Genomic DNA, 15,842 nt, shown 5'->3' with positions numbered 1-15,842 from the left:
TACCGCTCTTAAATTGGATCAACTATAATAATGCTGGAACAATTTACTATAAAGATTTATTTTGCATAGAAAAACCGGATTACTAAAGTAGTCCGGTTTTTTCTTGGCAGAGATTGCTTAGGTTTAGCATTACTTGGGTGAGGCATGGTCTAGATTGAGTATAGCCAACTAAACACGCCCATTTATAATAAAACAGGACACCGATATGAACCAATTTGACAGTAATAATAGCCACCAAGATCATAGCGCCACTAATGACGATGACAGCTTGGTAGCACTAGATATTAATGCAGCCGATAGTATCGATGATGAGACGCTTGATACGTTTTATGATCGTAAGTATCTATTATCTGTCATGATGGCAACTTTAGATTATATGAACGCGCGCATCAACGACGGTCTGACGCTGCCCTACTTTGCCGATATTGATTCTGAGCTGTGGCAAGATAAACCTAAAACTTTGGATATATATATTACAGATGAAATCGAAGGCCAAGCCCTCAATTTAGAGGCACGCGGTAAGGACTATGCGACCAATATTTTGTCTTATCCAAGTGAGTTGCCTGTCGCCATCATCGGACTAATGCCAACACTGTCTCTTGGTGAGCTTATTATCTGTCATGAGGTCATGGTACGTGAGGCACAAGAGCAAGACAAAACCGTGGCACAGCACATCAGTCATTTACTGATACATGGCGTGCTGCACCTACTGGGTTTTGATCATGAGCTCGGAGAGGCCGAGCAAGATGAGATGGAGCGCTTTGAGATTGAGATTTTGGCAGGCCTAAACCTACCAAATCCTTATCTTTGATTCAGTCTCAATCAATCTTTAGTGGTCAGCAGCTTTTGCGCTTGACCCATTTGATTGATCATTTGATCCAAACCTTTGACATGGACGCTACGCTGCGGGAATGGAATCTCAATCTTCTCATCATCCAATGCGTGTTTGAACTGCTCAAGCAACTGGCACTGCATGGTCCACCAATCAGCATTGGTTGTCCACACGTTCAATGTCAAATCAACTGAATTGTCACCAAGATTGGTCACTCGTACAATAGGCTCAGGATCGGTAAAAGATAACGGGTTATTTCTGGCGAGGCTCAGCATCAGATCTTTGGCCGTTTTGATATCTGCATCATAGCCAATGCCCACGGTGATATCGACGCGGCGATTGGGTAGTGCTGTATAGTTGACCACCGCTGAGGTTGTGATGTCGCTATTCGGAATAATGATGTCATGATTGTTAATGGTCGTTAGATGCGTGTTGACCAAGGTAATCTCTGTCACTGTACCCGTATAGCTGCTGATCTGCACATAATCACCGCGTACAAATGGGCGAAAAGTCACGATCATAATGCCAGCGGCAAAATTTGATAATTGATCCTTTAGTGACAAACCAACTGCAACCGCGGCACCGCCCAATATAGCAACGACCGAGGTGGTCTGTACGCCAACTTTGCTAAGTGCAGCTAAGACTACGACAACCAATAGCACGCCATACAACAGACGGCTTAAAAAGCCAGAGACTGTTTCATCTAAATGACTACGCGCCATGAGACGGCCAAAAAAGTCGACGGCTTTTTTGGCAAGCCAACGTCCAACGATAAATATAATTATTGCCAAAGCCACCTTGATGACTATCTCTAATGCATTGCTGGTGAGCGTTGCAACATCTACTGTAAAACCTAAAAATTCCATACTAACTCTTTACTCGATAGCGGTGTGTTATAAATTTGAGTGTCGATTAATCTTAATTATTGTCGTCAAATATTATGACGTATTCGTTGATATTCTATGTTTATTTATCGTGTCACTGATTTTTTGTAGTTTTAGTTTTGTAGTTTTCGTTTTGTGGCGTTAGTAGGTGACATCCACTTCATCGCTATAGCGATAAGTACGTATCAGTCGTAACTCGACAATATCACTCATCTCTTTGGTAAATTGTCCAAAAGGTGCTGCTTGTCGTACTGACTGTTTTGCGGCCTCATCCAGTATCGTCGAATTTGAGCTTTCTAGCAGACGAATGGCTTTAATATTGCCATTGTTACTAATGATGACCATGAGCCGCACTTCACCCGTAATGCCTTGCGCCCGTGCTTGAACAGGATAATGCAGATTGCCGACACGCTCGACATGCTCACGGAAGGTATTGATATAGTCAGCTGCTGCCCCGCGCGTGGTCGAGTTACTATCCATAGTGACCACTTTGGATTTGGTTGCATAGACTTGCTGACGTTGAGACAATTGCGCTTCTAAAGTAGCGATTTGCTTACGCAAACGCTCCTCTTGTGCCATGATGTCATCTTGTGCTTGTTTGCTATCATTATCCGACTCTACGCTCGCCTGACGCCAGCTTAACGTGGTGCGCAGATAGCTCTCTTGGTAGCGCTGCTGTCGAACTTGGCGCTGTAGATTAATGACGTCTTGTGTCTCGCTCATTTGCTCAGCAGACAATGGACTCATTTGGTCATTCTCTTGTCTCAGTCGCTCCTCTATGGTACCGCCGCCTTCTTGTGATGCGTTGGCAATAAAATGCGCGTCTTCGTTTGGCTGCATATTATCGGTGAGCGCCTTTGCCACATCTTGCATCATGGCCGCAGGGTCTTTACCCATCGAAAAGCTGATGCCAAAAATAATCAGTACGTGTATGGCGACCGCAATGATAATCGCTACAGGTAAGCTCACATCACGCTTGGGAGGCTGCGCCGAAAAATGGTAGCTCTGTGAGTCTTTGATATAGGCCACAATGGGTCTCAGCTGATAGGTAAGGCGTATGATTTATAAATGAGCATGTAGTGATATGCACGATATATGTCGGCGCTATCATAACATGACATAAAACTATGTCGCTAGCCTAACCATCAATGGCATAGTTTTGACCTAATCCTTCAGTGTTTATGACCTTTGATTCATTTAATAAAACATTTATCGCCTTAAGAAAAACTATATCGACAAAAACATTATAAAACAGGTATAACACTCATGATATCAAATGAATTGTCATAAAACGCATGTGTCCATTTTGAAGCCACGGTATTTGTTATATACTGTTTTAGAATGGTAGTGCTAAGCCCTATAATTATAAGGATAATAAGTTTGAGCGACTTTGATAACGTGAATAATTCAGACAGTTTTGACGAGTTCTTTGAGAACATCGGCTATCGTTTTGACGAGTCACTTGATAGTGGTTGGGAGCGTATCGCTCAATCGGTTAAAGACATCTATCATAAAACGACAGACAAACTCGAAGATGAGATATCCCTACCAGTCGCACAAAAATACGTCAACGAGGCGCTACAAAGCTTTGTAACGGATAATGTAAAAGCCATACTAGAGCTGCGCGTTGAAATACATGATGACTGGTTTCGCTTATACTGTACGGTTGATGCTGGCGGTATTTACGCTGAAGTGGCCAGTAATTTTAGTTTGATACATGTGCAGCTAGATCGTAATGTCCAACGTTTTGTGTTTGGTCAGCAGACGTATACCGATATATTAAATCTACGCTGCGAGTCTTTTGTTAAGCGCCAAGGGATCAAGCTTGCTATTTGGTTTTATCATAGCGTCCTCAAAAAAGACCCATTGGGCTTTATTCTCTCCTACGTCAATATTGCTCGCCCAAAAGATGAAGTGATTTACCTCGATATTAACCGTTGGCTAAAAAACAACAAAAAGATCATGAGTACGCTATATAAAGTACAGGTCAACTATGGAAAGCTTGAAGAAGAGCAAATGGTTTTGAAGGCGCAGATTAACTATCGTGACTTATTGGCCTCAAGCAATAACGAAGATATCATTAGCGACGATGATGAGCCGCAATTGATGCAAGGCCCTATCAACCCTGTAGACGATGCCACCGAACCCAGCCAAGAATAACGATCCATAAATTATGTCTCCAAAAAAACGCTACATCTCACAGGTTATTAGCCTGATAGATGTAGCGTTTTTTATTAAATAAGACAATCGTCAGCTGCCCCTACCAATAGTTCTCAACAGCGATATTACCCTCACCTCGGCGATTCATCACCAATCCTAGTGTCTTCAATGCCTCTTTGGTATCATCCACCATATCTGGGTTACCACATAGCATGACATGCGTCGTATCGACATCCAAATCGATACCCGCGCGCGCTTGCAACGTGCCTTCTAATAACAGCTTTGGTAGTCGCTCTGATAACGCGCCGTCGACAGACTCACGGGTGACGATAGGAATGAAAATCAGCTTTGCAGGATTATCAACCAGCGAGCCAAAATCGTCTTGCAAGCGCTCGATTTGCTCAACGTACGCAAGCTCATCCGTCGAGCGTGCGCTATAGGCTAGCACGATATGCTCGTAATCTTCCCATGTCTTTAGGTCTTGTAGCATCGATAAAAATGGTGCAAGACCAGTGCCTGTGGCAAGCAGCCACAAGTCCTTAGGCAGGGGTTTTTGGTAACGCGCCAAGGTCAAAAACCCAAATGGCATGGTATTAAGTAATAGCTCATCGCCCACTTGTAGATGCTGCAACTGTGAGGTAAAAGCACCGTCAGGAATAACAATAGAAAAAAACTCTAGTACCTCATCAAAGGGCGAAGACACAATCGAATACGCTCGAAAGATATCTTCATTCAATGCTTCATTAGAGACTTCATCACTTGCCTTAACCTGTTGGTAATATTTCAACTGGCTGGGATTGACACCCAAGCGCACAAACTGTCCGGCAGTAAACTTAAAACTATCAGGACGGCTGACGGTAAAGCTAAATAAATTTGGCGTCCATGTGGTTTTGCTGAGTACCGTTACCGTTTGAATATTATCACTCATAACTGTTCATCACTCATATTTTATTAAATGGTATTTTTATAAGATAAGTTTGCCAAAGACAAAAATTAAGCAAAAAAAGATGCGCCAAGCTTATCATAAAGCGGGCGCATCTTGGTTTTTTAACCGTAACAACAGATAAGCAACAAATGGCTTATCTTATCGCATAAATCATTGAATCTACCAAATACGAGCCAAGCTTGCCCATTCGATCATACTATTTGGCAAAATACCAAAGAACAGGATAATTGCCGTCACCGCAATAACCATAATACCGCCGGTACGAATACCCCATTGTCCGGACACGTCAAACTCGATGAACTGCTTAGGACGTTTGAATAGTGTGAGTAACACGCGCAAGTAGTAGAATAGACCAATCGCACTACCTAGGATAATCATCGCTGCTAAGAACCAGTTGGTTCCTTGTACAGCAGCCAATATCGCAAATAGCTTGGTGATAAAGCCGGCGGTCAATGGAATACCAGCCAGTGATAACATCATGATAGTCATCACAGCCGTCAATACTGGACGACGCCAGAATAGCCCTTGATAATGTGTCAGCTCATCGGCCTCACCAGACAGGCGATATGGACTCGACATCAATGTCACCACACCAAAAGCACCGATAGACGTAAAGGCATACACCGCCATATACATACTAGAGATGCTATCAGCAGCAGCGCCAATACTGACGATGACGATCATCACATAACCCATATGGGCAATGGATGAGTAACCCAATAGACGTTTGAGGCTGGTCTGACGCACAGCCAACAAGTTACCTACCAAGATAGACAAGGTTGCCATCACCATTAATAACATTTGCACCGATGGCAATGCCAATAAAGAGGTATCGATTAAGAATCGAACCGCTAGCGCCATCATGGCAACTTTTGAGACAGACGCCAAAAAGGTCGCAATAGGGACAGGCGCGCCTTCATAAACATCTGGCGTCCACATATGAAAGGGAGCTGCAGAAAGCTTAAAGGCGATACCAAACATCATCATCGCCGCACCCAATATCAGTAGTGGCGATTCAAAAATATTGCCTAGCACCATACTGATTGGCTTAAATGCCAACGAGCCTACTTCTGCATAGATAAAGGCCATACCCATGAGTAAAGTCGCTGACGCTGTCGCCGACAATACTAGATATTTTAGTCCTGATTCAAGCGAGCGGTTACGCATATAAGTATAAGCGAGCAAACCATATAAAGGCACTGACAGCATCTCAAGACTCATAAAGAATGATGCCATATGCTGCGCGCTTACCATGAGTAATGCACCAATGGTCGATAGCAGCATGAGCAAGTATAGCTCTTCTTTATTGTCTTTTAGATCGGCCAAGTACGCATAGGATAGCGTACAACACGCCAAGGCACAAACTAGAACTATCACCATATTGAACTGAGCAAAGTTATCAATCACAAATAACTGCTCAGCATTTGGCGCAATAGCCCCGCTTTCAATAAAGCCCGTCATTTGCCCAAGTAACGTAACCAGAGCAATATTCAAACCGACTACGGTGATTGTACCAGTGACCATATGCGAGCGATTGATAGTGATGGCAATCATCACCACGAGTACCGTAATCACCACGGCGATAATCGGCGCGTAAGGCACAAGCCCTATCAAATCATTCATTGTAATCTCATTCATGACTTAACGTGCCTCCATTACATCAAGCAGTTGCGACGCATCTACCTGTGTCACTTGACTGTATATATATGCGTTGTTGATCCACTGCATCGCGTGACTTGAGGTATCAAGGAACGGCTGTGGATATAATCCGAGCCATACCAAACCAGCCGCTAACATCAATAGTAATGACAGCTCGCGCTTGCCCAAATCTTTTAATCTACGTGCAGGCAAACCATGTGACTTAGTCTCTCGCTCTGCCAATGCAGCGATGTTGTTTTCACCAAATAACGCTCGATGAATCAAAATAAGCGAGTATAGACCTGCAAGCACCAAGCTGAATGTCGCAAACACTACAAACACAGGATACTGAGCAAATGAGCCAAACAAAATCATGAACTCGCCAATGAAGTTACCTGTACCTGGAATACCAAGCAACGCTGCACAGAAGAACATCAAGATCGGTGCGTAGTAACGGAACTGTCCCCACATACCGCCCATCAAGGTCAAATCACGTGTATGCAGACGCTCATATAGCTGCCCTGCCATGATAAATAGTGCCGCCGAGCTAAGCCCGTGCGCAAGCATCTGAATCATCAGACCTTGTAAGCTGAGTAATGTTCCAGCATAGATTGCTAGTACCACAAAGCCCATGTGCGAGACACTGGTATACGCTAGCAAACGCTTCATGTCGGTCTGCATAAACGCGAGCCAAGCACCGTAGAAGATACCAATCGTACCTAAGGTTATCGCAATCGGTGCAAACTCTTGAGATGCGACTGGGAATAGCGGCAACACAAAACGAATCAAACCATAGGCAGCAGTTTTAATGAGCACACCTGCCAAATCCACCGAACCTGCCGTTGGTGCTTGCGCATGCGCATCTGGCAACCAGCCGTGGAACGGAATAATTGGCAACTTCACCGCAAAACCAATGAAGAAGCACAGCATAATGGGATATTCCCAGCCGCCAAGTGACGTACCGAGCAAGTCATTATAGTTAAAGCTTACTAACCCTGTTTGGGCGTAGCTGATAATGACCAATACCAAAATACCGATGAGCATGATAAGCCCAGACGCTTGGGTATAGATAAAGAATTTGGTTGCGGCGTATTCTTTGGTTTTGCCAACCACATCATGACCCCAAAGCGCGATCAAGAAATAGATAGGAACCAGCATCATCTCCCAAAAGAAGAAGAATAAGAATAAATCAATCGCTAAGAAAACACCGATGACGCCGCCCAAACTCCATAGCAAGTTTAGGTGGAAAAAGCCAACGCGGCGCTGAATCTCATTCCACGAACAGGCAACAGCTGCCACACCAAGCAAGCCTGTTAAGGCTACCATCATCAGTGACAAACCATCTAACGCCAAGTGAAAGCTAATACCAAAGCTCGGTATCCACGGCACACTAAATTCAGCGACCCAAGGCACGGCAGCATCTGGCGCGATGACCTGCTTACTCATACCGCTAAAATCACCCTGCTGCCAAAGTACTAATGACAAAGCAAAGGTCAACATCATACCGATCAAGGCAATCCAGCGCGGCAGACGTTTATTAAATCGCTCCACCAACCAGCATAGCAATCCTGCAATAAAAGGAATTGCGATTAATGCTGGCAGCATCCACGTTTGTTGTAACTCCATCATCTTTACACCACCGTCATCATTACCAGCACCAGCAATACAGCCATACCCAAGCCAAAGCTTGTGGCATAACCTCGAAGAGACCCTGTTTGCGTCGCAGACAATACTTTATTACCTGCCGAAGCCAGCTTAGGCAAGAATAGCCACGTTTTATCGATAGGGTCGGCTTTTAATAAGCGGCCGATGAACAAAAAGGGTTTTACAAAAATTATATCGTATAGCGCATCAAAACCTAGACCGTGATAGCACCAGTGATATAGCGCCCCACCAATACGTGAGCGCTTAAAGCTCGTGAGCATACGTCCTTTATTGACCACATATAGTAATGCCGCCAATATCAAACCTGCTGCCATTGCACCCATCGCGATATACTCTGCGGTGTGCTTGGCGTGGTCTTGACCCGCGACTTCTAATAGATGACCCACGCTCTCTGGCAATACACCTTGTAGTGGCGGTGTAATCCAAGCACCAACAGCGGTAGACAATACAAGTAATACCGTTAAAGGTAACCAGTACGACACCCCTGATAGCTTGTGCGCATGGGTTTTTTCTTCACCGAAGAATATGATCCAAATCATACGGAACGTATAGATTGCGGTTAAGAATGCGCCGAACACACCCATATAGAATAGTACTAAGTGACCTGTGGCATAAGTTTCCCAAAGAATCGCTTCTTTAGAATAAAAACCAACGGTAACCCAAGGTATCGCAGCGAGCGCACCGCCACCAATGATATAACACCAAAATACCAATGGTATCTTTTTACGCAGACCGCCCATTTTAAAGATATCTTGCTCATGATGTACCGCAAGAATAACCGCACCTGATGATAAGAATAGCAGTGCTTTAAAGAAAGCATGGGTCATCAAATGGAAGATTGCCCCTTGCCACGCACCCACGCCAAGCGCTAAGAACATATAGCCAATTTGACTCATGGTCGAATAAGCAAGGATACGTTTAATGTCTGTTTGCGCGAGCGCACAGAATCCAGCAACGACCAGCGTCAATGCCCCGACGCCGCCGACCCAATATAATAAGATGCCTGGGGTCAACTCAAACAATGGATGCAAGCGGGCGATCAGATAAACGCCAGCCGTTACCATTGTTGCCGCGTGAATCAATGCCGATACGGGTGTTGGACCTGCCATCGCATCAGCAAGCCATGTGTGTAGTGGCAACTGCGCTGATTTACCCATCGCGCCGCCGACCAACATCATCGTGGTAAGCATCATCGTTGGGTTATTTACATCGAACACTTCTGGCGCGCGCGTGATAATCTCTTGAATATTAAGCGTACCGAATTCGCGGAATAATAAGAACAAACCGAAGGCTAAGAACACATCACCCACACGCGTGACGGTAAAGGCTTTCATCGCGGCGCGACCGTTGGCTCTGTCATGGTAATAATAACCAATCAATAAGTACGAACAGATACCCACGCCTTCCCAGCCAAGATATAGCAAGAACAAATCATCTGCGAGTACCAGTAACAGCATACTGGCCACGAACAAATTCATATAGCTAAAGAAACGGGCAAAGCCAGTGTCGCCTTTCATATACCAAGAGGCAAACAGATGAATCAAAAAGCCAATCCCAGTAATGACGCCTGTCATAGTCAATGCCAAACCGTCAAAGCTCAAGCCAAAATGCGGCGCAAAGTCGCCAACTTGGAACCATGTCCATAGCGGAGCTTCAATTACCGTTCCAGCTGGATTGGTGGTCAAAAAGGTATAGCTAACGACTAGCGTACATAATGCTGATAACAGCATGCTACCCACGCCAACAATCGCTGCGACCGTCTCTGATAATTTGTCGCGCATAAAGGCTAAAATCAAAAAGCCAATGAGCGGGAATATAAAGGTTAATGGTAATAAACTCATGACATCATCCTTTCATCTCATTGGCGCTATCGACATCGAGATGCCCACGCTGATGATAAAAACGCAATAATATTGCCAGACCAATCGACGCTTCAGCCGCAGCCAAGGTTAAAATAAAGATAAACATAATCTGCCCGTCTGGATCGACCCAGCGACTACCTGCCACGACAAATGCTAGTGCTGCCGCATTCATCATGATCTCAAGACTCATGAGCATAAATAAGAAGTTACGTCGTACCATGACGCCGCACAGACCAATAGCAAATAAAATACCTGCCAAAATCAGTCCATGGCTCATGGGTATCATACCCAGTACATTTTGCGCCTCAGCAGCTGGCTGTACTAAGCCTGCCACCTCGTGGGCAAACGGCACGTTTGACACCTCTTGTGCCACGCTTGCTGCTAGTACCATTAGTCTGCCTCCTTGCGCGTCACTTTGTTCGCACCTGTTTTCATGCCTACCTTCATACCAACATAGTCATGCGGGTCAACATCTTTATATTCGTAAGGCTTATCCATTTCTACGCCATCATGCTGTGTAAGCGCACTGTCATTGTCGTATTGTTTGATACTGCCTACACTTGGCTGAAAGTCTTGACTCGCATGACCGACGATCTCTTCATCAATCGACTCTTTACCCAAATGATATGCCGCCACCAAAGCCGCCAGTAGTAACAAAGCTGCAATTTCAACCAGCATGATATATTTGGTAAATAGCACCGTACCGACTGCTTTGGCAGAGATAGTCGTGCCACCCATCATAACGGCTTCATCATGACCCATACCAATCATTGCATAGAGCACAACGGCAATGATTATCGTCAATCCTGTCGGTATCGCCCAAGTACCAGCATCGAGCCAACGCTCTTCGCGCTCGTCATTACTCATGCCCAAGTTCAGCATCATGATAACGAAAACAAATAGCACCATAATGGCACCAGCATAAACAACAATCTCTAGCGCACCTGCAAACGGCGCTCCTAATACAAAAAATATCCCAGCAATTGCCAGCAACGATACAATCATCGATAAGATAGCATGCACTGGATTAGCCTGAGTCACGACGCGCAGGCTGGCAAATATCGCCACTGCTGCAAGTGAATAAAACCCAGCCAGTTCAGGATGGTTCAAAATATTCATCATGGTAGCAAGCTCCTTAGATCAATCGGTGCAGATTCGTTTTGTGCTGCACCTTTTGGTTTATCTGCTACCGCCATACCTGTCACACGATAATAGTTATAATCAGGGTATTTACCTGGTCCTGAAATGAGCAAATGCTCTTTTTCATAGACCAAATCTTGGCGCTTATATTCACCTAACTCAAAATCTGGGGTCATTTGAATCGCTGTCGTTGGACAGGCTTCTTCACACAATCCACAAAAGATACAGCGTGAGAAGTTAATTCGAAAAAACTCTGGATACCAGCGTCCATCTTCACGCTCGGCTTTTTGTAATGAGATACACCCTACCGGACATGCCACCGCACACAAGTTACAAGCGACACAGCGCTCGTCTCCATCAGGATCACGCGTGAGGACAATACGTCCACGAAAACGCGGCGGCACAGGTACCGGCTCTTCAGGATAAAGGATGGTGTCACGCGGTCTGAGCGCATGACTATTGACCATCCACATGCTGCGGACAATGGTAAATATACCAATGACGGTCTTTTTTATGGTAGTAAACATGGGATTATTATCCTTATCAGCTTTACCCTAGTTCATCAGTGATGGCTAGTAATGACTATAACGTTGGGGAAAAGATCAAAATGACCGCAGCAGTGATTAATAGATTAATCAGCGTTACTGGCAGACATACTTTCCAGCCAAAGTTCATCACCTGATCATAACGCGGACGCATGAGTGAGCCTCGAGCCAAAATAAACATGGTCATAAAGAACAGCGTTTTAATCATGAACCAAAAAGCTGGTGGAATAAATGGGATATCTAAATTGAACGGCGCAAGCCAACCGCCAAAGAACAAGCAAGTCATCAAAGCAGAAATCAAGACAACGTTGACATACTCACCAATGAAGAACATACCGAACTTCATACCCGAATATTCGACATGATAGCCTTCAGCCAGTTCTTGCTCTGCTTCTGGTTGGTCAAATGGATGTCTGTGCGTAACCGCCACACCCGCGACCACAAAGGTTAAAAACCCAAAAAACTGCGGAATGATATACCAGCCGTCGACTTGTGACTCAACAATGGCGCGTAAGTTAAATGAACCTGTCAGTGCAACAACGCCCATCAACGACAAACCTAAAAACACTTCGTAACTGATTGTCTGTGCTGCTGAGCGCAAACCACCGAGTAGCGAAAATTTGTTGGCAGACGCCCAACCACCGAACATCACGGCATAAACAGCAATACCCGCCATGGCAAAGAAAAACAAAATACCAATATCCCAATCAACCACGCCAAGTGTTGGCGAGATAGGAATAATGGCAAATGATGCCAAGGCAGTAAACATCGCGACCGCGGGTGCCAAGGTGAACATAAACTTATCAGTAAAGTTTGGTGTCCAATCTTCTTTAAAGAAGATTTTTAGCATATCGGCGACTAACTGCAACGAACCAAAAGGCCCAACACGGTTTGGACCATAACGATCTTGCCATAATGCCAGCATGCGGCGCTCATAGACAATCATCATTGCGGCAACCAATACCACGACCAAAAAGATGACTAGCGATTGACCCACCAAAAACAGAATAGACCAAGTATCAAAACTCATGCTATTGGCCAAAAAGCTTGGCACATCAGGGATAATACGGGTAACTTGCATATTACATCTCCTGTGTGGTGGTCGGCGCTGCGTTTATTTGCGCTGTGTCATTATCATTAATCATATCGTTAGCCATGCTACCCATCATCGTCACTGGTGCATCCACTTTACGCACCGACGCTGGCATTGATGGGTGAATAATACTCACCTGCCCAACTGGGTAACCGATACAGCCTTCTGCTAGATAACCAACCAGCTGTACTGGCAAGGTGATTTGTTGCTTGTCAATTTCAATCGCCAAGTAATCACCAGCAGCAATATTCCAGTCTTTGGCATCATCCATACCGATACGCCATGCTGCAACTGGTAGTTGCTCTGCGACGATTGGGCTACGTGATGCCATCATTGAGCTGGCATAGATATTATGAATCGGTACTAGCTTCGCTTGGCCTTGCTGTAAGTCAGTAGTGTTTGCAGACATGGCTTCTGGCGCCACATATTGACGAGTGGCTAGACGCTCTAGCTGATCAAACAAACGCACACCTGGATCACCATTTTTTAGATGACCGCCGACTTTGTCTTGGTATTTGTTCCATGCTTGTGGTGAGTTCCAACCTGCCGCATTGGCAAAAGGAATCATCGAGCTGGGCGCTTCTTTACCGCTATAACCTTCCATTGAGAAGGTCAAACCAGTATCCAAATCTTTTGGCTGCATCGGCTCATGCACTGAGATTGGCGCACGCATAGCAGTACGACCTGAATAACGGCGCGGTTGACGCGCGATTTTCAGACCAGTCATACGGTAGTCCGCTTCAGGCGCAGCGCCTTTGATACCTGCAAGCTTAGGATGGGTGGCAATCAATGCATTGATAACATCATCTAGCTGCGTCCAGTCGACATCACGACCTTCAATACTGCTATGCACAGCATGTATCCAGCGCCAGCCTTCTTTAATACTGCTCATCGGATGGTAGTATTCGTTGTCATAAACTTGGAAGAAGCGCTGCGCACGGCCCTCAGCTGATATCAATGTACCATCCGCTTCTGCAAAGCTAGCCGCTGGCAATACAATATCGACGTCCTTATGCCAATCAAGCAGCTGATGATCTAACGCAATGACCGTTTTATCAGTCAGTAGCTGTGTCAATTTATTGGCATCAATCGCATCTGTTAGCTGGTTTTCTGCAACCACAACCACATCGTAATCAGTGGCTAGCAGCTCTTCAACTGACTGACCGCCAAGCATACAAACGCCCATGCTATTGGCATCAGGAACCGTTAGATAAATACCAGCTTGTACCTGATACTGTGCGTTCACTTCTTTTAACTCAAGGTTTTCAGCAGGTGCGCGTTCGACATTATCCTGCGCTTCTGTATTTACGCCCGTTTCCGGTTTGTTTGGCTTAGCAGATAAATCTTGGTCTTCTTCAGGTTGGTCATTAGCCGCTTTCGCTTGCGCTGCCTGTACTTTGGCATTATGTGCCTCAACCTGCTGCTGCTCAGTCGCTTTGATTGCTGCACGTTTTTGGGTCAACGCTTGGGTAATCTGTGCTGCTGCTTCTATCAATGCGGTAGAAGACAAGCTGCTACCCGAGACAACTAACGGCTTATCAGCTTGAATCAAGTCATAAGCGATTTGCTGTGCCAACGCTTGCATACCATCAGTCTCAGTACTAACATCAGCATTTTGTTCAGCTGCTTGTGGATCTGCTATGTCTGCTAAGTCATCAGCGAAGCTCGCAATCTCATCAGCGACTTTGAAGCCAAGTTTAGTGATGTCTTCAGGGGTCGCCACTACGCTCACTTTACTGATGTCTTCTAGCTTGGTTTGGGTTACATCGATGACATAGACTGGGCTTAGCGCATCTTGAGCGATACGTTTGACGGGTTCAGCAAGCCAAGGCTGCGTTTGCAGCGCCGCTGCCATTTTCAAACCTTCATTTTTTGCGGCTTGACGTACTGACAGCGCGACACGTGATGACGTTTGCGTGATATCTTCACCTAATACGAGCACTGCATCATGCGTCTCGATATCAGTCATGCTAGGGTTATAAATGCCTTCAGTGCTAAGCACTTCGATGCACTTATTGACCAGTGCTTGCTGCTGATGGTTCAGACCTGTTGAGAAATTATCAAAGCCGACCAGATTTTTTAGCGCAAAGTTGGTCTCTAAACTGGCACGTGGCGAGCCAATCCCGATGACTTTTTTATCTTTGAGTCGTTTGATGGTTTCATCAAGTGCGTAGTCAATATTGATTTTGACATGCTTATCATTGATACGTTCGAGCGCTTGGGTTGGACGATCGTCACGATTGACATAGCCATAACCAAAACGGCCACGGTCACATAAGAAATAGCGGTTTACCTCGCCGTTATAGCGGTTTTCGATACGGCGCAATTCACCATAACGTTCACCCGGTGAGATATTACAACCAGCTGAGCAACCATGACAGATGCTTGGCGCATACTGCATGTCCCATTTACGGTTGTAGCGCTCAGAGTGCGTTTTATCAGTAAACACACCCGTTGGGCAGACTTCGGTTAAGTTACCTGAAAACTCGCTTTCAAACTGACCATCTTTATCACGACCAAAGTAAACGCGGTTGTTTGAGCCATAAACGCCCAAATCTTCGCCGCCTGCGTAGTCTTTGTAAAAACGTACACAACGATAGCAAGCGATACAACGGTTCATTTCATGCGCAATAAATGGACCAAGCTCTTGGTTGTGGTGCGTACGTTTGGTAAAGCGATAGCGACGACGGCTATGACCTGACATATAAGTCATGTCCTGCAAATGACAATGTCCGCCTTCTTCACAAGTTGGACAGTCATGTGGATGGTTAGTCATGAGTAGCTCAACCATCGACTTGCGGAATGCTTTGGCTTCATCGTCCGTCACAGAGATGTACATATCATCGCCAGGAGCGACCATACATGACATGACCAGACGACCACGACCTGCTTCCATATCGTCTTTATTCTGGAATTGCTTGACCGCGCACTGACGACATGAGCCGACTGAGCCAAGGGCTGGATGATAACAAAAATACGGCACATCAATGCCGAGTGATAAGCAGGCTTGTAGTAAGTTGTCTGCGCTATCTACTTCGACAGTGGTTCCATCAATATGTATGACTGCCATGCCGCTC

Annotated in this window: 13 protein-coding genes; 2 read left to right on the top strand and 11 right to left on the bottom strand. The window is 45.4% G+C overall.

Annotated elements, in window-relative coordinates:
• Nucleotides 1–205: 205 nt before the first annotated feature.
• Nucleotides 206–811 (top strand): rRNA maturation RNase YbeY, encoded by a 606-nt coding sequence (gene ybeY, locus AS194_RS06005; RefSeq protein WP_058024561.1) that lies wholly within the window; start codon nt 206–208, stop codon nt 809–811.
• An 11-nt stretch (nt 812–822) separates the two neighbouring features.
• On the opposite strand, the gene AS194_RS06000 is transcribed toward ybeY, so the two are convergent.
• Nucleotides 823–1,698, bottom strand: coding sequence for a mechanosensitive ion channel family protein (locus AS194_RS06000; protein ID WP_058024560.1), 876 nt, complete (start codon nt 1,696–1,698; stop codon nt 823–825).
• Between the two features lie 159 nt (nt 1,699–1,857).
• Entirely contained in the window at nt 1,858–2,745 is an 888-nt protein-coding gene (locus AS194_RS05995) for an energy transducer TonB (protein WP_058024559.1), read from the bottom strand.
• Nucleotides 2,746–3,096: 351 nt separating this feature from the next.
• Here AS194_RS05995 and AS194_RS05990 point away from each other — a divergent pair, with 351 nt between their 5' ends.
• Nucleotides 3,097–3,876 (top strand): hypothetical protein, encoded by a 780-nt coding sequence (locus AS194_RS05990; RefSeq protein WP_223333870.1) that lies wholly within the window; start codon nt 3,097–3,099, stop codon nt 3,874–3,876.
• Nucleotides 3,877–3,976: 100 nt separating this feature from the next.
• Here AS194_RS05990 and AS194_RS05985 read toward each other — a convergent pair whose 3' ends face one another.
• The 9 genes from AS194_RS05985 to nuoG all read right to left on the bottom strand — a co-directional run bounded on the left by AS194_RS05985 (nt 3,977) and on the right by nuoG (nt 15,835).
• A complete protein-coding gene (locus tag AS194_RS05985; RefSeq protein WP_058024558.1) occupies nt 3,977–4,804 on the bottom strand; it encodes a ferredoxin--NADP reductase in 828 nt (275 codons plus the stop codon).
• Nucleotides 4,805–4,981: 177 nt separating this feature from the next.
• Nucleotides 4,982–6,460: an NADH-quinone oxidoreductase subunit NuoN gene (nuoN, locus tag AS194_RS05980; protein ID WP_058024557.1), complete on the bottom strand. Its 1,479-nt coding sequence runs from the start codon at nt 6,458–6,460 to the stop codon at nt 4,982–4,984.
• A 3-nt stretch (nt 6,461–6,463) separates the two neighbouring features.
• Nucleotides 6,464–8,086, bottom strand: coding sequence for an NADH-quinone oxidoreductase subunit M (gene nuoM / locus AS194_RS05975; protein WP_200960331.1), 1,623 nt, complete (start codon nt 8,084–8,086; stop codon nt 6,464–6,466).
• A gap of 5 nt (nt 8,087–8,091) precedes the next feature.
• The gene (nuoL, locus tag AS194_RS05970) at nt 8,092–9,966 is read right to left on the bottom strand and encodes an NADH-quinone oxidoreductase subunit L (protein WP_058024555.1); all 1,875 of its coding nucleotides are present in this window, start codon (nt 9,964–9,966) and stop codon (nt 8,092–8,094) included.
• A 4-nt stretch (nt 9,967–9,970) separates the two neighbouring features.
• Entirely contained in the window at nt 9,971–10,279 is a 309-nt protein-coding gene (nuoK, locus tag AS194_RS05965) for an NADH-quinone oxidoreductase subunit NuoK (protein WP_025653102.1), read from the bottom strand.
• Between the two features lie 98 nt (nt 10,280–10,377).
• Complete coding sequence (nuoJ, locus tag AS194_RS05960) at nt 10,378–11,109, bottom strand: NADH-quinone oxidoreductase subunit J (protein ID WP_058024554.1); 732 nt, start codon at nt 11,107–11,109, stop codon at nt 10,378–10,380.
• Complete coding sequence (gene nuoI, locus AS194_RS05955; RefSeq protein ID WP_010198902.1) at nt 11,106–11,654, bottom strand: NADH-quinone oxidoreductase subunit NuoI; 549 nt, start codon at nt 11,652–11,654, stop codon at nt 11,106–11,108. Before nuoI ends, nuoJ begins: the two co-directional genes overlap by 4 nt.
• A gap of 55 nt (nt 11,655–11,709) precedes the next feature.
• The gene (nuoH, locus tag AS194_RS05950) at nt 11,710–12,702 is read right to left on the bottom strand and encodes an NADH-quinone oxidoreductase subunit NuoH (protein ID WP_200960330.1); all 993 of its coding nucleotides are present in this window, start codon (nt 12,700–12,702) and stop codon (nt 11,710–11,712) included.
• A gap of 52 nt (nt 12,703–12,754) precedes the next feature.
• Entirely contained in the window at nt 12,755–15,835 is a 3,081-nt protein-coding gene (gene nuoG / locus AS194_RS05945; protein ID WP_058024552.1) for an NADH-quinone oxidoreductase subunit NuoG, read from the bottom strand.
• Nucleotides 15,836–15,842 lie beyond the last annotated feature (7 nt).

Source organism: Psychrobacter piscatorii, from assembly GCF_001444505.1.
GTDB classification, from domain to species: Bacteria; Pseudomonadota; Gammaproteobacteria; order Pseudomonadales; family Moraxellaceae; genus Psychrobacter; species Psychrobacter piscatorii_B.
This window is presented reverse-complemented; position numbering and strand designations above follow the sequence as displayed.

What these genes read in the sequence shown, in the direction of transcription:
- nuoM (WP_200960331.1), bottom strand. Translation starts at nt 8,086, where the DNA reads ATGGAGTTACAACAAACGTGGATGCTGCCAGCATTAATCGCAATTCCT.
- nuoH (WP_200960330.1), bottom strand. Translation starts at nt 12,702, where the DNA reads ATGAGTTTTGATACTTGGTCTATTCTGTTTTTGGTGGGTCAATCGCTA.
- nuoL (WP_058024555.1), bottom strand. Translation starts at nt 9,966, where the DNA reads ATGAGTTTATTACCATTAACCTTTATATTCCCGCTCATTGGCTTTTTG.
- nuoJ (WP_058024554.1), bottom strand. Translation starts at nt 11,109, where the DNA reads ATGATGAATATTTTGAACCATCCTGAACTGGCTGGGTTTTATTCACTT.
- nuoG (WP_058024552.1), bottom strand. Translation starts at nt 15,835, where the DNA reads ATGGCAGTCATACATATTGATGGAACCACTGTCGAAGTAGATAGCGCA.
- ybeY (WP_058024561.1), top strand. Translation starts at nt 206, where the DNA reads ATGAACCAATTTGACAGTAATAATAGCCACCAAGATCATAGCGCCACT.
- nuoN (WP_058024557.1), bottom strand. Translation starts at nt 6,460, where the DNA reads ATGAATGAGATTACAATGAATGATTTGATAGGGCTTGTGCCTTACGCG.
- AS194_RS06000 (WP_058024560.1), bottom strand. Translation starts at nt 1,698, where the DNA reads ATGGAATTTTTAGGTTTTACAGTAGATGTTGCAACGCTCACCAGCAAT.
- AS194_RS05985 (WP_058024558.1), bottom strand. Translation starts at nt 4,804, where the DNA reads ATGAGTGATAATATTCAAACGGTAACGGTACTCAGCAAAACCACATGG.
- nuoI (WP_010198902.1), bottom strand. Translation starts at nt 11,654, where the DNA reads ATGTTTACTACCATAAAAAAGACCGTCATTGGTATATTTACCATTGTC.